Below are 16,707 nucleotides of genomic sequence, written 5' to 3'. Positions count from 1 at the left end.
ATGCAATACCACCACATCGGCAATGCGTCCGTGCCTACGGAATCGGGACGCACGATCCCCGTGCTGGACCCGTCGGACGGGCAGGCTTTCGACGAGCTCCAACGCGGCTCGCCCCAGGACATCGACCTGGCCGTGCGCTCTGCGCGCGAATGCCAGGACAGCGTCTGGAGCAAGCTCTCGGCCGCCGAACGCGGGCGCCTGCTGATGCGCCTGTCGGGCAGCGTGCTGCAGCATGCCGATGAACTCACGGCCATCGAGCAGCGCGACTGCGGCAAGCCCACGCGCCAGGCCCGCGCCGATGCGCTGGCGCTGGCGCGCTACTTCGAGTTCTATGCAGGCGCCTGCGACAAGCTGCACGGCGAGACCCTGCCCTACCAGCAAGGCTACAGCGCCCTGACCTGGCGCGAACCCCACGGAGTGACCGGCCATATCGTCCCCTGGAACTACCCCATGCAAATCCTGGGCCGCAGCGTGGGCGCGGCGCTGGCCGCGGGCAATACCTGCGTGGTCAAGCCCTCGGAAGACGCCTGCCTGTCCGTGCTGCGCGTGGCGCGGCTGGCCACCGAGGTCGGCTTTCCGGCAGGCGCCTTCAACGTGGTCACCGGCCTGGGGCACGAGGTGGGCGAGGCCCTGGCGCGCCATCCAGGAGTGGACCACCTGAGCTTCACGGGCAGCCCCGGCGTGGGCACGCTGATCCAGCAGGCTGCGGCCGAACGGCACTGCCCCGTCACGCTGGAGCTGGGCGGCAAGAGTCCGCAGATCGTGTTCGCGGATGCGGACCTGGACGCCGCCGTGCCGGCCATCGTCAACGCCATCGTGCAGAACGCCGGCCAGACCTGCTCGGCAGGCTCGCGCGTGCTGATCGACTCGCTGATCTACGAGCCGCTGCTCGAACGCCTGGGCCAGGCCTTCGAGGCGCTGCGCGTGGGTCCGGCCGCCATGGACCTGGACCTGGGTCCGCTGATCCGCGCCAGCCAGCAGCAGCGTGTCTGGGATTTCCTGTCCGACGCCCAGGTGGCAGGCATTGCCGTGGTGGCGCAGGGCCAGATCGTGGAGCATGCGCCCGACAGCGGCTTCTACCAGGCGCCCACCCTGCTGCGCGACGTGCCACCCGAGCACCGGCTGGCGCAGGAAGAGATCTTCGGCCCCGTGCTCTGCGCCATGCCCTTCCATGACGAGGACCATGCCGTGCAACTGGCCAACGGCACGGCCTACGGCCTGGTGGCCGGCCTGTGGACCCGTGACGGCGCGCGCCAGCTGCGCCTGGCGCGGCGCCTGCGCTGCGGCCAGGTCTTCGTCAACAACTACGGGGCGGGTGGCGGCGTGGAGCTGCCCTTCGGCGGCGTCAAGTCCAGCGGCCATGGCCGCGAAAAGGGCTTCGAGGCGCTCTATGGCTTCACCACGCTGAAGACCGTCGCCATACGGCATGGCTGATCCTGGCGCATGACGGAAAATCGCAAGGTGCCCGGCGCCAGCCGGCCGCACGCGACAGAAAGAAGAATTCCCCATGCCCTTGTCTCCCGTTCCCGACCGCACGCCCCAGCATGAACGCGACGTGCGCTACCGCAGCTACGCCCGCGCCGATGGCCTCTGGGACATCGAAGGCGAGCTGCGCGACAGCAAGACCCATGACATCGAACTGAGCGGCGGCCGCCACATGCCGGCCGGCACGGCCATACACCACATGTGGATACGCACCACGGTCGATGCCCGCCTGGCGGTGCAGGCCATCGAGGTCGTCATGGACTCCCATCCGCTGGGCCACTGCCCCGAGGCCATGCGGGCCCTGCAGAAAATGGTCGGCTGCAGCATGGCGCGCGGATGGCGCAAGGCCATCAACGAGAACCTGGGCGGCGTGGCCAGCTGCACGCATCTGCGCGAACTGCTGTTCAACATGGCCACGGCAGCCTTCCAGTCCGTGCCCGGCGTCTTTGGCGATGCCGACCCCAGCCAGCCGCCACGCCACCTGGGCCAGTGCCTGGGCTGGGACTTCAATGGCCCCGGCGTGGCGCGCTACTACCCGCAGTTCGTGAGCTGGCAGCCCGGCACAGGCGGCGTGGCCCCGACCCCGGCGACCACAGCAACCACCGAAACCCAGGGGGCCTGACCCCCGACCGAGGAGCAAAGCCCGATGCGTGTCCAGGACAAATCCATCATCGTCACAGGCGCCGGCAGCGGCATAGGAGCCGGCATCGCCATGCGGCTGGCCGCCGAAGGCGCGCATATCGTCGTCAACGACATCGACCGCGAGGCCGGCACGCGCGTGGCACAGGCCATCAACGCCGTGGGCGGCCGCGCGCTCTATGTGCAGGCGGACATGACGCAGGGCGAACAGGTCAAGGCCCTGGTGGCCGCCACACTGCAGGCCCACGGCCGGCTCGATGTCTTCGTCAACAACGCGGGCTGGACGCACCGCAACCGTCCCATGCTCGAAGTCAGCGAGGCCGAGTTCGACCGGGTCTATGCCATCAACGTCAAGAGCATTTATCTCTCGGCCATCCACGGCGTGCCGGCCATGCGCGCCAATCCGCCGATGGCCGATGGCCGCCCCGGCGGCGGCAGCTTCATCAACATCGCCTCCACGGCAGGCCTGCGCCCGCGCCCGGGGCTGACCTGGTACAACGGCTCCAAGGGCGCCGTCATCGTGACCAGCAAGTCCATGGCCGCAGAACTGGGCCCGGAGAACATCCGCGTCAACTGCATCAACCCCGTCTTCAACCCCGACACAGGCCTGGCCGCCGAGTTTGCCGGCGGCCCCGTGGACGAGGAGCGCCGCGCGCGCTTTCGCGCGACGATTCCGCTGGGCCGCTTTTCCACGGCGCTGGACGTGGCCAATGCCGCGCTGTATCTGACCAGCGACGAGGCGGCCTTCATCAGCGGCACCTGCATCGAGGTGGACGGAGCGCGCTGCGTCTAGACGCAGATCAAGATCTGCAGGCTTGCGCAGAGCCTGGACATAGGCATTCGGGCAAAATCGCGGGCATGGCAGAACGAGTGATCCCCCTGGTCGACGAGCGCGCCCCGACGCGCCCGGCCACCGTGCCAAGACTGCTGCAGGCGCCCACCGGCGATCTGCGTGACAGGCTTGGCCGGCCGCTGCGCGACCTGCGCATCAGCATCACCGACCGCTGCAATTTCCGCTGCAGCTACTGCATGCCCAAGGAAGTCTTCGACAAGAACTACCGCTACCTGCCGCACGGCTCGCTGCTGAGCTTCGAGGAGATCACGCGCACGGCCCGCCTGTTCGTGCAGCATGGCGTGCGCAAGATCCGCCTGACCGGCGGCGAGCCGCTGCTGCGCAAGAACGTGGAAACGCTGGTGGAGCAGCTGTCTGCCCTGCGCACGCCCGACGGCCATCCGCTGGACCTGACGCTGACCACCAACGGCTCGCTGCTGGCGCGCAAGGCCCGGGCGCTCAAGGCGGCCGGCCTGAACCGCGTCACCGTCAGCCTGGACGGGCTGGACGACGCGGTGTTCCGCAGCATGAACGACGTGGACTTTCCGGTCTCCGACGTGCTGGCCGGCATCGAGGCGGCCCAGGCGGCAGGCCTGGGCAACATCAAGGTCAACATGGTGGTCAAGCGCGGCACCAACGAGGACCAGATCCTGCCCATGGCGCGCCACTTCCAGGGCACGGGCGTGACCTTGCGCTTCATCGAATACATGGACGTGGGCGCGACCAACGGCTGGCGCATGAACGAGGTCCTGCCCTCCGACGAAGTCATCGCCCGGCTGCGCGCCGAGCTGCCCCTGGTGCCGCTGCAGGCCAGCAGCCTGGGCGAGACCGCCGTGCGCTGGGGATATGCCGATGCGCAGGGCCTGCACGATCCCTCGCTGGGCGAGGTCGGCGTGATCAGCAGCGTCACCCACGCCTTTTGCGGCGACTGCAACCGTGCGCGCCTGTCCACCGAGGGCCGGCTGTACCTGTGCCTGTTCGCCTCCGAAGGCTGGGACCTGCGCAGCCTGCTGCGCAGCGGCGCCAGCGACGAGGAAGTGGCAGCCGCGCTGGCCCCCATCTGGCAGCAGCGCACCGACCGCTATTCCGAACTGCGCGCCAGCCTGCCGTCCAGCACGGACACGCAGCGCAGGCGCATAGAGATGAGCTACATCGGCGGCTGAGCCCGCGCGTCGCGCGCGGCTCCCTTTCCCCTTCCCCTCGGTTTCTCCATCACAAGCCACACATGCCCGTTTCCTCCCTGCCCGACACCCTGCCCTTGAGCGACATCACGGGCTGCGTGCTGGCAGGCGGGCGCGGCATGCGCATGGGCGGCATCGACAAGGGCCTGCAGCCCTTTCTGGGCCAGCCGCTGGCAGCCCATGCGCTGGACCGCCTTGCGCCCCAGGTCGGGCATCTGATGCTCAACGCCAATCGCCATGCCGAGGCCTATGCGCAACTGGGCGCCCCCTATGGCGCCCCGGTCTGGCCCGATGCCGAACCCGACTACCCCGGCCCGCTGGCCGGCTTTCTGAGCGGCCTCACCCATTGCCAGACACCCTGGCTGGTCTGCGTGCCCTGCGACACGCCGCTGTTCCCCCAGGACCTTGTACAGCGGCTCGCGCAGGCTGCGCTGGCGCAGCAGCCTGCGGCCGACATCGTCGTCGCCCATGGCTGGGAACGCTCGCTTGATACAGATCAATCCAGGCTGCGTGCCCAGCCCGTGTTCTGCCTGATGCGGTCATCGCTGCGTGATAGCCTGCAGTCCTTCATACGTTCGGGCGGCCGCAAGATCGATGCCTGGACGGGCCAGCACCGCTGCGCCACCGCCCTCTTCGATCGCGCGGACGACAGCCCGCTGGCCTTTGCCAACGCCAACACGCAGCAGGAGCTGCAGGCCCTGGCGCAGGCCGCGGCCTGTGTGCCCGTGACGCCGCCGTGACCGGCCTTGCCCCACCGGATTCCGTTCTGATGACCGCCACCTTCCAGCCCGCCTCCGCCCCCATCGCCTCCGCCCAGGACCTGAGCGTTGATCAGGCACTGTCCCAGCTGGCCAGCCTGCTGCAGCCCCTGGGCCCGGTGGCGGATGTGGAAACACTGGCGCTGGCCGACGCGCTGGACCGCATGCTGGCCGAAGACATCGTCTCCCCCATCGACGTGCCCGCACATGACAACGCCGCCATGGATGGCTATGCCTTCGACGGCAGCCAGCTGCAGGCCGGCGCCCCGCTGGTGCTGCGCGTGGTCGGCCAGGCCCTGGCCGGCAAGCCCTGGCATGGCACGGTGCGGGCGGGCGAGTGCATCAAGATCATGACGGGTGCCGTGCTGCCGCCCGGTCTGGACACGGTGATCGCGCACGAACGCACCGAGCCCGCCGATGCGGCCTCGCCCGACCATGTACGCATCCCCGCCGGCAGCGTGCGCACCGGAGACAACCGCCGCAGGCGCGGCGAGGATCTGAGCCAGGGCTGCGTGGCGCTGGCGGCGGGCCAGCGCCTGCATCCGGCAGCCCTGGGCCTGATCGCCAGCCTGGGCCAGTCTCAGGTGCATGTTCGCAGGCGGCTGCGCGTGGCCTATTTCTCCACGGGCGATGAAATCCTGCACCCCGGCACGGCGCTGCGCGAAGGGGCGGTCTACGACAGCAACCGCTTCAGCCTCATCGGCCTGCTGCAGCGCATGGGCGTCAAGGTGCTGGACCTGGGCGTGGTGGCCGACCAGCCCGAAGCCTTGCAGGAGCGCCTGCGCGAAGCCGCCTCCCTGGCCGACGTGGTGCTGACCAGCGGCGGCATCAGCGCGGGCGAGGCCGACCATACGCGCGCCATGCTGCAACGCATGGGCAGCGTTCATTTCTGGCGCCTGGCCATGCGGCCGGGCCGGCCGCTGGCCGTGGGCCTGTTGCAGCCCGATGCAGGCACGCCATTTGCCGCCAGCCGGCCACCGGCACGCACCACGGTACTGATCGGCCTGCCCGGCAATCCCGTGGCTGCCATGGTGAGCTTTCTGGTCTTTGTACGGCCGGCGCTGCTGCAGCTCATGGGCGCCGCCGCCGTGGACGGTGAATCGGCCGCCCTGCCCCAGGCTGTGGCTGCGCAGGCCCTGTCCAAGCGGCCCGGCCGCACCGAGTACCAGCGCGGCATTCTGTCCAAGGGCGCCGATGGCCGCTGCATGGTGCGCACCACGGGGCCGCAGGGCTCGGGCGTACTCAGTTCCATGGCCGAGGCCGACTGCCTCATCGTGCTCGAACATGAGCGCGCTGCCGTGCAAGCCGGCGAAACCGTGTCCATCCTGCCGCTGCAGGCCTTTCCCTGACAGGAGATTGCCCCATGCCCTTCCAGTCCAAGCACCTGACCGACGCCCCCGATCGCAGCACCGTCGATACGCTGCCCGGCGCTACCTTGCTGGAGTTCGGCACCGCCTGGTGCGGCCACTGCCAGCGCGCGCAACCGCTGATTGCCCAGGCGCTGGATGCCGCCCCGCAGGTGGCCCACATCAAGGTGGAAGACGGCCCCGGCAGGGCCCTGGGACGCAGCTACCGCGTCAAGCTCTGGCCCACCCTGGTCTTTCTGCGTGACGGGCAGGAGATGCAAAGGCTGGTGCGGCCCCAGCAGGCCCGCGAGATCGAGGACGCGCTGGCCCGCATCACCGCCCAACCCTGACACTTGCGGCGCAGCCGCTGCCTGTGTATCGCCGACAATGGCCCGCATGCCGTCCCAAAAGAAGCCTGCCGATTCCGCGCCCAAGAAGCCCCGCCGCAACAGCGGCCGCCCGCTGGCTGACGATGCCGTCGGCCGGGACATCATCCTGCAGACCACGGTCAACCTGCTCAAGACCCGCACGCCGGAGCAACTGAGCATTCTGGAAATCGCGGCGGCGGCGGGCGTCACGCGGGCGCTGGTGCGCTACTACTTCAGCAGCCTCAAGGGACTGCTGCAGGAAGTGACGGAGTCCCTGATGCAGGAGCTGCAAAACCGCATGGAAGTGGCGCTCAGGACGCAGGGCACGGTGGAAGAGCGCGTCTACCAGCGCCTGCTGCTGCGGCTGGATTTCATGCGCGAGCACCCGCAGTTCGAGCGGCTGGCGCTGTCCGAGATCTACCACTATGAAAGCGAAGAAGAGCCTCCGCCCTCGGGCACGCCGCTGCAGCGCATCACGCGGCGCGGGCTGGAGCTGACCTCGACCATGCTGATGGACGGAGCGCAGGCCAGCCACCCGGCACAGGTGGACCCGCGCTTCATCCACCTGGCCATCCTCAGCATTTCGGCCTTCCTGCCCACGGCACGGCCGCTGCTGGCCGAACTGTTCGGGGAAGGGCCGCAGGCAGACCAGCAGGTCGAGCACTATCTGCGCTTCATGTCCCACCTGCTGGCCGAGCGCATCAGGCAGGATGCGCCGGCGCAAGACCACCCACCACACCCGGGCCACCACCCGGATTGACTTGCGCCGGCGCCCGCTGCTCCCTCCTTTCGTCCGGTGCGCCGCCCTCAGTCGGACTGTATGCCCAGCTCCTTGACCAGCCGCCCGAAGCGCTCGAAGTCGCTGGCATTGGTCTTGCCCAGGCGCTGCGGCGGGCCGCCCACAGGGACGGTTCCCAGCGTGGCCATGCGTGCCACCACGTCGGGCATCCTGAGGATCTCGTTGAGCTGCGTGTTCAGCAGCTTGACCACCTCGGTGGGCATGTTCCTGGGGCCGAACAGGCCATACCAGGCGGTCAGCTCCACGTCCTTGTAGCCCAGCTCGGCCAGCGTGGGCACGTCGGGCGCCAGCGGTGAGCGCTGGGCATCGGCCACGGCCAGCGCCACCAGCTTGCCGCCGGGCAGGTAGGGAGCAATGGAGCCCAGCGTGCTGTAGGTGAAGGGCACATGGCCGCCCACCACATCGGTGACGGCCGGCGCCACGCCCTTGTAGGGAATGGACTCGAAGCGGGCGCCCGTGGCGCGCCGGACCATCTCGCCCAGAAAGTGCATGGGCGAGCCATTGCCAGGGGTGGCGTAGCCCAGCGAACGGCCCTGGCTCGCGGACACGGCCTCCTTGAGCGTGCGCACGCCCGCGCCGGGTCCGGCGACAAGGAACAGCGATGTGGAGCCGACCTCGATCACGGGCGTGAATCCGTTGAGCACGTCATATCCGTGGCCTGCGCCCAGCTTGAGCACCAGCTGGGCCATGGCAAAGGTATTGGGCGCCAGCAGCAGCGTATAGCCATCGGCCGGCGCCTTGGCCACATAGCTGCTGCCGATGGTGCCGCTGGCGCCCGCGCGGTTGTCCACAAGCACCGACTGTCCGATGCGGGCCGACAGCTTCTCGCCCAGCAGGCGCGCCAGCGCATCGGTGTCACCGCCTGCGGGATAGGCCACGACGATGGTGACGGGCTTGTGGGGATAGGCCTGCGCCTGGGCAGGACCGGCCAGCAGGGCCATGGCCAGGGCCATGCCTAGGGCAAGCGTTTTGCGTTTCGCTTTCATGGGGTGGGCTTTCATCGTGGGTTTTGTCATTTTCAGCAAAGGCCGGGGCCGGGCTCACGCCTGGCGTATCGCCACACGGTGCATGCGCCGCGCTGCGGGGTGGTAGTCGTTGACCGCGTAATGCTGCGTGGCCAGGTTGTCCCAGATGGCCACCGAGCCCTTGCGCCAGCGAAAGCGCACCTGCCATTCAGGCACCTTGGCCAGGCCGCTGAGCATGGCGATCAGGGCCGCGCTCTCGTCGCTGGTCACGCCTTCTATGTGCGTGGTGTAGAGCGAGTTCACAAAGGCCACGGGCAGCCCGGTGACCGGGTGCTCCAGGACCACGGGCTGCTCAAGCGGCGGATGCTTGAGGCGCGTGGCCCGATAGGCCTCGCCCGAGGGATTGCGGCGCATCAGGCTTTGCCTCAGGGCCGGCGCCTCCCAGTTGTGGGTGGCGCGCAGCGTGCGCAGATAGGCCTGCAGCTCGGGCGCCAGCGAGGCGAAGGCCGTGGTCATGCTGGCCCACATGGTGTCGCCGCCCGTGGGCGGCACGTCCACGGCGTAGAGGCAGGCACCGGCGGGCGGCTTGGTCTGCCAGGTCAGGTCGGCATGCCAGATGTCGGTGCCGGTGCGCGTGCCCTGGCTGATCAGCAGCTCGACATGGGGATCGTCCGGGTGCGAGGGAAAGGTGGAGGACACGGGCTCGACCTTGCCGAACACCTGGGCCACGCGCACCTGCTGCGCAGGGTCCAGCGTCTGGTCGCGGAAGAAGATGACCTGGCGCTCGGCCAGCAGCTTGCGCAGCGCGTCCGCATGGTCATGCACCTGCGCCGGGTCCGAGAGATCGATGCCGTATATCTCCGATCCTATGCACGGGGTGATGTGTTCGACTTGCATGAAATTCCTTTTCTCAAAAAAAGCCGGGGTTGGGGTGGTGATCAGGTGGACGCGATGTCCTGCGGCAGCGGCATGGAGCGGAACCGGCGGCCCGTGGCATGGAACATGGCCGTGGCCACGGCAGGCGCCGTGGGGCCCAGGGCCACTTCGCCGCAGCCCTGGGGCGGCCGGTCGCTTTCGACCAGGACCACCTCCACGCGGGGCATTTCGGACAGTTGCAGCAGCGGGTAGTCGTGGAAGTTGCTTTGCTGTACCGCGCCCTTGTCGAAGTCCAGCCGGCTCTTGAAGGTGTTGGTCAGCGCAAAGCCGATGCCGCCTTCCACATTGGCCTTGACCAGGCCCGGATTGACCACGCGGCCCGCATCAATCGCGCAGATGGCACGCTCCAGCCGCACGCGGCCTTGCACAACACGCAATTCCATGACCAGTGCGACGAAGGTCTGGAAGCTCTCGCCCCGCCCCGTGTAGACGTTGAAGGTCATGGCGCGGTGCAGGCCTGCCGGCGCGGGCTGCTCCCAGCGCGCGGCGCGCGCCGCCGCATCCAGCACGCCCAGCGCCAGCGGCTGGCCGGCCAGCAGGCGGCGCCGGTACTGGTAGTCGTCCACGCCTGCGGTGTGGGCCAGCTCGCTGATGAAGCTTTCCAGGAAGAACACGCTGGACGTGGTGCCCACGCTGCGCAGATAGCTCAGCGGTATGGGCTGCTGCACGTCCACGGCATCCACCAGCAGGTTGGGCACGCCGTAGATCAGGTCGTAGATGGACTCGACCATGGTCTCGTCCCAGCCGCCTGCATCGGCCATCTTCTTGGGGTTGATGGCCCCGTACAGCGACTGGCCCGAGATGCGTGCATGCAGCGCGGCAGGCAGGCCGTCGGCGCCCAGCACGGCACTCAGCCGCCCCGAGGCACCGGGCCGGTAGTAGGAATGCCGTATGTCGTCCTCACGCGAGCGGATGACCTTGACGGGCCGGCCCACGGCCTTGGATGCCGCTGCCGCATGCAAGGCGAAGTCGGGCATGTACTTGCGCCCGAAGCTGCCGCCCAGGAACGTGGTGTGCACGATCACCTTGTCTGCAGGCACGCCGCAGGCCTTGCCGAGTTCGCCGCGCAGGAAGTCCTGGCCCTGGTAGGGGCCCCAGGTCTCGACCTCGGCGTCGCGCACATGGACAGTGGCGGCCAGCGGCTCCATGGTGGCGTGCGTGATGTAGGGCGAGTGGTAGTCGGCCGTGATGGTCTTGCCGGCCGCCAGCACTTCACGCGGCTTGCCCAGGCTGCGGGCCACGACGGCCTTGTCGTTCGACAAGCCTGCGACGAACTGCGCATGGATGCGCTCGCTGTCCACACCGGCCGCCGCGCCGGCGTCGAATTCGATGTCCAGCGCATCGGCAGCCTGCTTGGCAATCCAGTACGAATCGGCCACCACGACCACGGTGCTGGGCTCGGGGTCGGGCCACTGCGTGGTGCGCACGACGGCATGCACGCCGGGGCGCGCGCGCACCTCTGCCTCGTTGCGGATGCGCACGATGCGCCCCGTCACGCTGGGCGCCATGCGCACGGCGCCGATCAGCATGCCGGGCACCTCGACATCGATGCCGAACACCGCGCTGCCGTCGACCTTGGAAGGCGTATCCACACGGCGCAGGTTGCGGCCGATCAGGCCCTGCTCGGAAGCCGACTTCATGCGCGGCCGCGCGGCCAGGGGCAGCCTGGAGGCATCGGCCACGATCTCGCCATACCCCACGCTGCGGCCCGTCGCGGGGTGCAGCACGCGGCCGGCACGCGTCATGCACTGGGAGGCACGCACACCCAGGCGGCTTGCGCCGGCGCGCAGCAGCACATCGCGCGCCTGGGCGCCGGCCAGGCGCATGCGTTCATAGAAATAGTTCATCGACATCGACGCACCCACGAACTGCTGGAACGGCATCTCGCCCGCATCGTTGCGGTAGGCGTCGCGCCCCGTGACGAAGCGCACGGTCACGCTGGCCCAGTCGGCATCCAGTTCATCGGCCAGCACCTGGGGCAGGCCTGTGTAGATACCCTGGCCGACCTCGCACTGCGAAACGCCGATCACCACCTGGCCCGAAGGCTCGATCCAGACCCAGTCGCCGATGGAGGAGGCCGTTGCTGCCGCTGCACCGGCCTCCGCTGGCGCGGCCTGCGCCAGCGGAATCAGCAGGCTGCCTGCAGCAGGCGCCACCAGCAGCGCAGCAGCGCTCTGGAGCAGGTGCCTGCGCCGCAGCGAGATGGCCGAATCGGCCACGCGGCCCCGTTCATTGCTTGGACGCTGCGGCATGGATGGCCTCCCGGATACGGTGGTAGGTGGCGCAGCGGCACAGATTGGTCATGGCCTCGTCGATCTGCGCATCGGTGGGCTGCGGATGGGCCTTGAGCAGTGCGGCAGCGGCCATGACCATGCCGGACTGGCAGTAGCCGCACTGCGGCACGTCCTTGTCCATCCAGGCCTTCTGGATGGGGTGGGAGCGGTTGCTGGACAGTCCTTCGATGGTCGTGACCGCCTTGCCGCCCACCGTCGAGACGGGCAGCACGCAGGAACGCACGGGCTCGCCATCGACATGGACCGTGCAGGCCCCGCACATGCTGATGCCGCAGCCGAACTTGGTGCCCGGCAGCTTGAAGTGGTCGCGCAGCACCCACAGCAAGGGGGTCTGCCCGTCGCCGTCAAAGGCCACGCTTCGGGAATTGAGGGTGAATTTCATCGTGGGGTCTCCAATGCGCCCGCATCGACCGGGCTGCATGTCTCATGCCTCTCAGAACGAGTGGTGTATGCCTGCTGCAATCACGGTCTGCGTGCGCCCGCTGGCAACGCCCACGGAATTCATCGCCGCCACGCCATCGGAGGCGCGCTGGTGCGTGACCGAGGCATGCAGCTGCGTGCGCTTGGAGAAGGCGTAGCGCGCGCCCAGGTGGACCTGGTTCCACTTCGTCTGCTCGAAACGGCTGAAGGAGTAGCCGGTGTTGATGGTCACCGCCTGGCTGGTCTGCCAGGCAAGGCCCAGGTCGAGCGCGCTCATGTGGCTGGAGGCTGCGCCATACTTGAGCGTGGAGCGCGTCAGCAGCGCGTTGAGCCGTACCGGAAGCGCATCGAGCTGGTAACCGCCGCCGATGCCCAGCACCTGGAAGGTATCGAGCACCAGCGGCCGGCCCGCCACCAGGTCCTGGCCCAGCGCGTTCGCCAGGCCCGTGCGCCCGGCGATATCGAAGGCACGGCCACGCGCATCGGTGTAGGCCACGGCCAGATTGAGCTTGGCACTGGAATAGCTGCCCATGACGCTGTAGGTGCGGTTGGCCTGCGAGCGGCCCGGCACCTCGCCAAATCCATACTGCGCGCCGAACTGCATCCCGCCCATGCGCGGCGTCAGGTAGACCACGGAGTTGTCCACGGGGAACTGGCTGGACAGGCCGTCCAGGTTGCCCGGGTGGTACAGATAGAAGTTGTAGAGCTGGTAGCCATTGCCCCATTGGCTCAGCGTGCCGGCCGTGAAATCGACCTGGCGCCCCAGCCGCAGCGTGCCCAGCGAAGCACTGTCCAGGCCCACCCAGGAAGCCCGGTTGAAGTAGCTGGTGGGCGAGATCGGCGAGCCGATGTCCGTGAGGAATCCGTTTTCCAGCTGGAACGAGGCCTTCAGGCCGCCCCCCAGGTCCTCGGAGCCGCGCAGGCCCCAGAGGTCAGGCTGGGAGATTGCCGAATCCATGCGCGTGAGCCGGCTCCCTCGCACATCGCTGATCCAGGGCATGGTCAGGTCCATGCTGCCGTACAGCGTCACCGAACTCTGGGCAAGCGCCGCTCCCGCGCCGCCCAGCATCGCCAATGCGGCAATTGCTTTGTATTATCAGTTACGTGGAATGCACTGCTGACGATCGCGTCTGATCGGAGTAGTGTGTGTATCTCGGTCAGGAGACGCACTGATGCTTTCAGTACCACCGTGGCAGGCGCTGAGCAACATCTGCAATGACGCCCATGCGCGCGCGTGGGTGTCATTGCAGGCGGACCTGTTGCTTGCTTCGAACACCGTCAATGCATACGCCCGAGGCCTCGACCACTATCTCGGTTTTTGTTGTCGCACTGACATCACTATGACGAACGCCGGCCGGGCGCAGATTGCCAGTTACACACGTGCATTGGTTCAGCCACAATCCACCGCAGCAGGCATCGCAGGCCTGTCCAACGCCTCGATACGTCATCGACTCACCATCGTCCGGTTGTTCTACGACTATCTGATCGAAGAGGGTGTTAGGACGACGAATCCGGTGGCCCGTGGACGTCGCGGTGCGGTTGTCGGCGGTCGAGGTGTCGGAGAGCGAGGGCTGATCCCCGTGCAACGCAGACTGCCCTGGATTCCGGACGATGCGCAGTGGCGCGCACTGTTGAGCGCAGCCGCCCGCGAGCCCGTACGCAACCGTTTGATGCTTGCTTTCGCATACGACTGTGCGTTGCGCCGGGAAGAACTGTGTTCGCTGGCCACCGGCGATATCGATCCAGCACGACGCCTGCTTCGGGTGCGCGCAGAGACAACCAAGACCAAGCGGGACCGTGTCGTGCCCTACTCGGTTGTGAGCTCCGATCTCTACATAGCCTACCTCGCGGAGCGCCGTCGTTTGGGCAGTGCGCGCGGACCCCTGTTCCTGTCGGAATCCACACGCAATCGCGCAGCACCGATGACCAAGTGGACTTGGTCGAAGGTTGTCCGAAGGCTGGCGTTGCGCGCAGGGGTTCCAAAGCTGACGACGCACAGCTTTCGACATCTGTGCCTCACCGATCTGGCCCGCGCCGGGTGGGACATTGAGGAGATCGCGAGCTTCGCCGGTCATCGAAGCATTCAGTCGACCCTGCTCTACATCCACTTGAGTGCTCAGGATCTCGCGGACAGGTTCGCTCGCAGCATGGCGGCTGTACATGAAGAACGATTGCATCAGCTTCGAGGAAGTGCGCCATGAGCATGGTGGCCTATACCGTCGCACCAGCGAATGCCTCACCGCTTGTACCCTTTCCGGAGTGGAATCGCGCGCCTGATCTTTCCGCAATCGAGTATGCAACGCTCCAAATCCTGGGCACGCGCTTCTCCAATCATCAGCGCCAGTGGCCGGCCGGATCTCGTGTGGCACTAGACCGTCTGATACAGCCTCTCTGCACCATGCTCGACTGGATGCATGCGGCCCATGTGCCACGCAACGCTGTCGTTCACATCGTCGTTGCCGAGATGGACCGTCTCCGCCTTGCCTACTGGGGATGGTCGAGAGATCAGTGGCTCGAGGTACTGTGCGGCAGCGAGGGCGCTTTCAAGGAGAGGTATGGCGGCAGTGGCAACTGCCGACAGTACGTCATTGCGGTGGCTTATCTCTTGTGCGGCTTTGACCGACTCGCGGAGATCGGCCGCTACTTTCAGTACCGGTTGGCCATCAAGGTGTTCGGCCGTGAGGCCGTGGACCATGCACTCAGCGTCGTTTTCGACGACATGACAAAGGTCGGCTTCAGTCTCACCGATCGGTCCGATGTCTCGAATGCGCTCTGCATGGCGCTACTAGTGCAGCGCAGCGCGCGTCTCGAAGATCTGACCCTGAACACGCTGCAGCACGTTGCCGTCAGTGGAACGGCATACGTTCGCGGCGGGGCAGCGACCTTGTCAGGCGCGCTGGTGCGGGTGGGCTTGCTCGACCATGCTCTCGATCACCGCCGTCACGGCCGTCGCCGCCCCGAGGGTGAGTATCGGGCGATTGTTGGCATTTCTGCGCATTGGCTGGACTGGTGCGAGCGCTGGAGAGCGACCTCGGTGGGCGCGGCATCATCGATCATCACAAGCTACTACGCTCTCCTGAAGTGCGGCCGCTGGCTGGCGACAATGCATCCCGAACTCGAGAGTCCCGCGGACTGGAGCCGTGCGACGGCGCTCGAATACGCTGCGGCCGTCGCCCGCATGACGATTGGCCAGTGGTCGCATCCCGGTGGTATGTACCTGGGCAAACACGGCTGTTCCCTCAAGCCTGCCTCCAAGGCGGCACACTTGCGCAGCATTCGCAGCTTCTTCCGTGACTTGCAGGAGTGGGAGTGGATTCCGCTGCGCTTCGATCCAGCGCGGGCACTCGGATTGCCTCGCACTATTGGCGCGAGCATTGGCCCCAACGCCCGGGTGGTTGCCGACGACGCTTGGGCGAAGCTGGTTTGGGCCGGTCTCAATCTGGCTGACGAGGATCTGCAACCTGCGCTTGGTCATGAGGGCTGTACCAAGCAACCTCCACGTTACCCTCTTGCCATGGTCCGGGCAGTCGCAATGCTTTGGCTGTTCGCAGGCTTGCGTCGCGACGAACTATTGCGGTTGCCGGTCGGCTGCATCCGATGGCAACCGCATGCAGGCGATGTTGCCGCCGCCCCGTCCTGCCTGCTCGACGTGCCGGTCAACAAGACATCAACGGCTTTCACCAAACCTGTTGACGCTGTGATTGGGCAGGCGGTCGAAGCTTGGGAGCGGCAACGTCTGCAGCACCCAGGTATGCCCGATACCAAGACAGGGGGCCTGGTTGATTACCTTTTTGTTCACCGCGGCCGACGTGTAGGGCTGGCCTATCTCAATAAGACCGTCATTCCGCTCCTGTGCAGGAAAGCTGGCGTGCCGCTCCAGGACGCACGTGGTCGTATCACCAGTCATCGCGCCCGTGTAACGATCGCCAGCCAGTTGTTCAACGCCAGGGAACCACTGAGCCTGTTCGAGCTTCAGGCATGGCTTGGGCATCGATCAGTTGAATCGACCCGCCACTACGTCAACGTGACGCCGACGAAGCTGGCCGGTGCGATCGAGCGGGCTGGCTACTTCGCACGCAATATGCGGACCATTGCAGTGCTCGTTGACAAAGACGCGGTGTGCGACGGGAGTGCTGCACGCGGAGAGCCCTGGCGCTACTACGACCTTGGGCATGGGCTGTGCACCTACGATTTCTTCGACCAATGCCCGCACCGCATGGCCTGCGCCAAGTGCTCGTTTTACCTGCCCAAAGAATCGTCCAAAGCTCAAGCGCTGGAGGCGAGTGCCAACCTATCCCGCATGCTTCAAGAGATCCCGTTGCAGGACGGGGAGCGGGCAGCAGTGGAGGATGGCATTGAGGCCATGGCCAAGCTGGCGAACAGCCTGCGCAATACCCCCACACCTGACGGGCGAACACCTGGAGAACTCGCTGCTGTTGGGTGGCAACGAATGCATTGCGGTGATAAATGAGCGTTGCATTTGAACTCATAACTGCCGCACGCTGCGATGGACTCTATCGGCAAGCAGTCGGCTGGCGACCCATTGCGGTCGTTCGTAGGACCTCGGTCAAGGCCCGCACTGCAGCGGTTACAGCCGGCGAACCCGGCTGGGCGAACTCACGCTGATGGCTCGAAGCGGTCGCTCGCCGCGACGGCGACACATCTGGTGCACGGTCAGCCGACT

Annotated in this window: 15 protein-coding genes; 10 read left to right on the top strand and 5 right to left on the bottom strand. The window is 67.1% G+C overall.

The features are described from left to right. From ACF8ME_RS22280 to ACF8ME_RS22245, 8 genes are all read left to right on the top strand, one after another. Positions 1-1,434 (top strand): aldehyde dehydrogenase family protein, encoded by a 1,434-nt coding sequence (locus ACF8ME_RS22280; RefSeq protein ID WP_016447428.1) that lies wholly within the window; start codon positions 1-3, stop codon positions 1,432-1,434. Between the two features lie 73 nt (positions 1,435-1,507). Continuing rightward, on the top strand, positions 1,508-2,107 hold the full coding sequence (locus ACF8ME_RS22275) for a DUF2889 domain-containing protein (protein ID WP_392418244.1): 600 nt from the start codon (positions 1,508-1,510) through the stop codon (positions 2,105-2,107). Positions 2,108-2,131: 24 nt separating this feature from the next. Beyond that, positions 2,132-2,917, top strand: a complete 786-nt coding sequence (locus ACF8ME_RS22270) for an SDR family oxidoreductase (protein ID WP_392418242.1) — start codon at positions 2,132-2,134, stop codon at positions 2,915-2,917. Between the two features lie 65 nt (positions 2,918-2,982). Beyond that, a complete protein-coding gene (gene moaA / locus ACF8ME_RS22265; RefSeq protein WP_016447431.1) occupies positions 2,983-4,119 on the top strand; it encodes a GTP 3',8-cyclase MoaA in 1,137 nt (378 codons plus the stop codon). A 62-nt stretch (positions 4,120-4,181) separates the two neighbouring features. Beyond that, a complete protein-coding gene (gene mobA / locus ACF8ME_RS22260) occupies positions 4,182-4,877 on the top strand; it encodes a molybdenum cofactor guanylyltransferase MobA (protein WP_016451355.1) in 696 nt (231 codons plus the stop codon). A 29-nt stretch (positions 4,878-4,906) separates the two neighbouring features. Continuing rightward, positions 4,907-6,244, top strand: coding sequence for a gephyrin-like molybdotransferase Glp (gene glp / locus ACF8ME_RS22255; RefSeq protein WP_047326770.1), 1,338 nt, complete (start codon positions 4,907-4,909; stop codon positions 6,242-6,244). A gap of 14 nt (positions 6,245-6,258) precedes the next feature. Beyond that, positions 6,259-6,591 (top strand): thioredoxin family protein, encoded by a 333-nt coding sequence (locus ACF8ME_RS22250; RefSeq protein ID WP_392408029.1) that lies wholly within the window; start codon positions 6,259-6,261, stop codon positions 6,589-6,591. 46 nt (positions 6,592-6,637) lie between these two features. Beyond that, the gene (locus ACF8ME_RS22245) at positions 6,638-7,369 is read left to right on the top strand and encodes a TetR/AcrR family transcriptional regulator (RefSeq protein WP_227472562.1); all 732 of its coding nucleotides are present in this window, start codon (positions 6,638-6,640) and stop codon (positions 7,367-7,369) included. 47 nt (positions 7,370-7,416) lie between these two features. On the opposite strand, the gene ACF8ME_RS22240 is transcribed toward ACF8ME_RS22245, so the two are convergent. Genes ACF8ME_RS22240 through ACF8ME_RS22220 form a run of 5 tightly spaced genes read right to left on the bottom strand, consistent with a single transcriptional unit; the run spans position 7,417 to position 13,098 of the window. Continuing rightward, the gene (locus ACF8ME_RS22240) at positions 7,417-8,394 is read right to left on the bottom strand and encodes a Bug family tripartite tricarboxylate transporter substrate binding protein (protein WP_392418239.1); all 978 of its coding nucleotides are present in this window, start codon (positions 8,392-8,394) and stop codon (positions 7,417-7,419) included. Between the two features lie 54 nt (positions 8,395-8,448). Continuing rightward, positions 8,449-9,270, bottom strand: coding sequence for a TauD/TfdA dioxygenase family protein (locus tag ACF8ME_RS22235; protein WP_392418237.1), 822 nt, complete (start codon positions 9,268-9,270; stop codon positions 8,449-8,451). A gap of 41 nt (positions 9,271-9,311) precedes the next feature. Next, positions 9,312-11,561 (bottom strand): molybdopterin cofactor-binding domain-containing protein, encoded by a 2,250-nt coding sequence (locus tag ACF8ME_RS22230; RefSeq protein WP_392418235.1) that lies wholly within the window; start codon positions 11,559-11,561, stop codon positions 9,312-9,314. After that, the gene (locus tag ACF8ME_RS22225; protein ID WP_017404538.1) at positions 11,539-11,985 is read right to left on the bottom strand and encodes a (2Fe-2S)-binding protein; all 447 of its coding nucleotides are present in this window, start codon (positions 11,983-11,985) and stop codon (positions 11,539-11,541) included. Before ACF8ME_RS22225 ends, ACF8ME_RS22230 begins: the two co-directional genes overlap by 23 nt. 51 nt (positions 11,986-12,036) lie before the next feature. Continuing rightward, positions 12,037-13,098, bottom strand: coding sequence for a porin (locus tag ACF8ME_RS22220; protein WP_392418233.1), 1,062 nt, complete (start codon positions 13,096-13,098; stop codon positions 12,037-12,039). Positions 13,099-13,195: 97 nt separating this feature from the next. On the opposite strand from ACF8ME_RS22220, the gene ACF8ME_RS22215 reads away from it, so the two are divergent. Together ACF8ME_RS22215 and ACF8ME_RS22210 are read left to right on the top strand one after the other, a co-directional pair. Continuing rightward, positions 13,196-14,224, top strand: a complete 1,029-nt coding sequence (locus ACF8ME_RS22215; protein ID WP_392418232.1) for a tyrosine-type recombinase/integrase — start codon at positions 13,196-13,198, stop codon at positions 14,222-14,224. Next, a complete protein-coding gene (locus ACF8ME_RS22210; protein WP_392418230.1) occupies positions 14,221-16,494 on the top strand; it encodes a tyrosine-type recombinase/integrase in 2,274 nt (757 codons plus the stop codon). Before ACF8ME_RS22215 ends, ACF8ME_RS22210 begins: the two co-directional genes overlap by 4 nt. Positions 16,495-16,707: the final 213 nt, after the last annotated feature.

This window comes from Delftia sp. WSY_7, from assembly GCF_043104845.1.
GTDB classification, from domain to species: Bacteria; Pseudomonadota; Gammaproteobacteria; order Burkholderiales; family Burkholderiaceae_C; genus Comamonas; species Comamonas tsuruhatensis.
The sequence above is the reverse complement of the archived record's forward strand: the minus strand, read 5'-3'. Positions and strand labels throughout refer to the sequence as shown.